We start from the raw sequence: 373 nt of genomic DNA on the forward strand, positions 1-373 counted from the left end.
GTTTAAAGTCTTTAGTAGGTATTGTTTATTAGCAATAATACTTAAGCTTTGATTGGAATTTAAAAAAGTATTTCTTTCTTGTTTTAATTGAAAGCTTAGCTTTTCATTTAAAGATTTAAATAAAGAATTAAAAATTTCATTTTTTATTTTATTGTCTTCTTTATAAAGTTTTAAATCCAATTGATATTTTTGTTCTTCTTGTTCAATGATTTTTTCTTGTTCTTTTAAATCTTGTATGTTTTTTAAATATTCTTCATCTATAAAATTGTAAGTTGTAGAAGCTATACTTGTTTTAGTTATAAGTTCTTTTTTCTTTGCTAGAGCAAGTTTGTATTGTTTTGAATAGCTAGGGTAGGGGCGTGGAGTGAAGAGG

General features: G+C 23.9%; 1 protein-coding gene. It reads right to left on the minus strand.

What is annotated here, in order from left to right:
* Positions 1 to 373, minus strand: a 373-nt coding sequence (locus CAMP5053_RS08425) for a hypothetical protein (protein ID WP_337217658.1), incomplete at both ends; no start/stop codon positions are given.

Source organism: Campylobacter sp. S4:11 (assembly GCF_024723695.1).
GTDB lineage: Bacteria > Campylobacterota > Campylobacteria > Campylobacterales > Campylobacteraceae > Campylobacter_D > Campylobacter_D jejuni_C.